The organism is Paenibacillus popilliae ATCC 14706 (genome assembly GCF_000315235.1).
Classification (GTDB): Bacteria; Bacillota; Bacilli; order Paenibacillales; family Paenibacillaceae; genus Paenibacillus_B; species Paenibacillus_B popilliae.
On record NZ_BALG01000251.1, the window covers coordinates 1 to 2,944 of the forward strand.

The window sequence follows — 2,944 nt, forward strand, 5'->3', positions numbered from 1 at the left end:
CGAGCCTTGTCTACATAACCAAGTCCTTTAACCACTATTTCTACTTCTTCTGGTGTGAGAATCGATTGAAGGATATACGGGATTGTGGTAGACTCGTTAAGAAAGCTTCTGTAAATCATGACCTTGCTGAAGAAAAGCACGCCGGAAACGATAATGGCTTACGGCAATACCAAACCAAGTGATAAAGCCACACATACCAGATAAATTTAGAAGCCACAAATAAACGATTCTGTCCCCGAGAAAACAAAAAAAAGCAAGCATCCCGATAACTGTTGTAATTAATAACGCATTGATTGGAAGACCATGTTTATTCAGCTTTGCTAGAAACTGCTGCTAGACTAAAAAGTAGACATGTAGAACCGAGAAACGGGTAGAATGAAAATATCCAAATTCGAGGTGCTACGATGACGAAAAAATACGATAAAGAATTCAAACTCCAAACGATTCAGATGATCCAGGAAGAAGGAAAGGCGCTGGCGTAGTGGACAACTGAAAGCCGACGACAAAGCTGTTCGCGATCTCCAGAAGCGCATTCGTGATCTGGAAGAGGAGAACGACATCTTAAAAAAGGCGATGCACTACTTCGCCAAAGACCGGCACTGATCTATACATTCATCCACGATCATCGCTTCAAGTGTCGAGTCTCGAAGATGTGCGAAGCCTTTGACATATCTCGAAGCGGCTATTACAAATGGACAACCCGAAAGGCCAGCAAGCGTGAAGAATGTCGCCGCAAGCTAAAGCGGCGTATCCGCCGTATTTTTCTGGACTCCCGCCCTATCGGTAACATCGTGATGATATTAGTTAATGCCCGCATTCTTTCTTCTGCTAATATTTTTTTGTTGTTCTTCGAGTTTCATTTTCTTTTCTTGTTGTAATACTTGCAATTGTTCTTCCACTTTGCCATGAACAACCAATATTCCACACTAAATGAATCTTTTATTGGTTACAACATACCCTTTTAGGAACATTTAACGTGATGTGAGAGCTCGGCCAATCGCGAAATGCCCCGTGCAGCAAGGCTCTAGGGCCGTGTTGCACGGGACAGCGGTGTAGCGTATTGGACCCGAACAGGGCAGATTTTCCTCTAAAGCTACTGCTGTAACTACTCAGGACTTTCCAGCCATTCGTAGATATATTTTATAGCATTTCATTCGTTACTATCCACTTTATAATGGTAATATTGCGACGCTTCACGGCTAACTTCCTTAATAATGGGATCCATTTCAGTCCTGATTTGTGTTTGTAAATCATGTCCAAACTCCTCATTTTGTAGTAGTTCCTTTATCGATTTTCGAACCACCTCAGTAGCCACCTCATATACTACCTCAACCGTTTGTTTTATTATATACTGTTCATTATTTTGAATTTGATAAGGACTATAGTCGTAAATCGGATGGTTGCGTACAATAGTGTCAAGCGTGTCTTCAAGCTTGTCTTCAAGCTTGTCTTCCGTTATTTTCGGTAACAAGGTATTTTCAATAATATCTTTTATTTTCGTGTGTATCTTTTCAATCTGCTTCTGTGGGACTACCTGTTTTTTAATCAACTTTTGCAATGATTTTGCCTGTAAATTGAACGGTAACAAGTCTAGCAGTTCTATTGTTGAACCTAACTGTAACTGTTCAGGATGAGCCCAAGCATCTCCTACGGCAGCTCTTACGTTTTGTTTCACACGTTCTGCATTCATAGATACGGGACGCCAATCGGTAACCGTTGCCCATTCAGGTACAAGGGTTGAATATCCGTACTCGTCTTCAACAAGACGCATTATTTTTATTTTCCCTCCGATAACTTTATCTCCGATTCGAAGGACGACAGGAGCCTTTATTAATTGTCCTTTCCACTCTATTGGTACATAGTAATCCCTTAGTTGAAACGAGGTTTGCAATTGTTGTGTCATGGATTCTACCTGTCCCGGAGATACGGGAACATGGGCGAATACAATGGGATAACCAAGGGCGGTATCAATATGCTCTACCCTTCCTTCTATCGAAAGTTCTGGTAAAGAAAACGATAATTTTTGTCCAACTACCACCTTAGTTTCCTGCGGTGATTCATTAACATCAACGCGTTCATCCCCGTTTATTTCATCTGTATATACATATTGAATCGGTTTATACATGCCTTGTTCTTCGCCATCCTTACGTACAAAAATATTCAATGGCAACATTTCTAAATCATCGTCCATTATAGACGAAGGCACAGCGATTCGAACCAAAGAATCTGGTTGTTCTCCAAGAGATAACACCTTGCCTATTGTTGGTACATAACCAATCGATAGAAATGCAACCTGCTGTCCTACACGATGAATAACAGGAGCAACTCGCCCTTCATCAGCTAATATCTGTACTCTCTCTACAGGTAAAACCGCACCTTCTTCATTTTTATATTTAAAAAAATGATTTTCCATAGGCGAAGTTGTTCGGAATAAATCAACTTCTAGACCATATATGATAGGCAGTTCACTTGCATCTGCCTCGGTTATACCCGATATTAAAATTTCACAATTATTTTCACTAATGGACACTTCACCATGAACCGTTTGCCCATCTTTAATCGGGACGCGAATTAATTTAGCCCAATCATCCTCAACCAATATAAGTGGACTATCTTCAGTTGGAAATTCTAGTATTTCTTCTGCTGTTGGAAAATCTGATATTTCTTCTGTTGGACTCGCTGAGAGGTTTTCATCTAACGCTGGCTGTTCCGTTGACGTGCTTGCCCCCGGTTGCGGCTGTAGTTCTCTCCCTTCCATCACTGCGATTTCTTCTTCTGTTGGAGGTGCTGGGATGTTGTCATCTATCTCTAGCTGTTCCGTTGACGTGCTTGTCCCCGGTTGCGACGGTTGTTCTCTCCCTTCCATCACTGCGATTTCTTCTTCTGTTGGAGGTGCTGGGATGTTGTCATCTAACTCCGGCTGTTCCGTTGACGTGCTTGTCCC

Annotated in this window: 2 protein-coding genes and 1 pseudogene; 1 reads left to right on the forward strand and 2 read right to left on the reverse strand. The window is 41.7% G+C overall.

The genetic code is table 11. From position 1 onward, the window contains the following. The coding region (locus PPOP_RS24500) for a hypothetical protein (RefSeq protein WP_042229172.1) at positions 1–182 on the forward strand (182 nt) is incomplete at its 5' end. Here the strand turns inward: PPOP_RS24500 and PPOP_RS20875 are convergent. Then, positions 103–330 (reverse strand): annotated as a pseudogene (locus PPOP_RS20875) (amino acid permease); the annotation flags it as partial. The gene PPOP_RS24500 and the pseudogene PPOP_RS20875 overlap by 80 nt on opposite strands. An 820-nt stretch (positions 331–1,150) precedes the next feature. Then, a partial coding sequence (locus PPOP_RS22875; protein ID WP_006287481.1) for a hypothetical protein occupies positions 1,151–2,944 on the reverse strand: 1,794 nt, incomplete at its 5' end.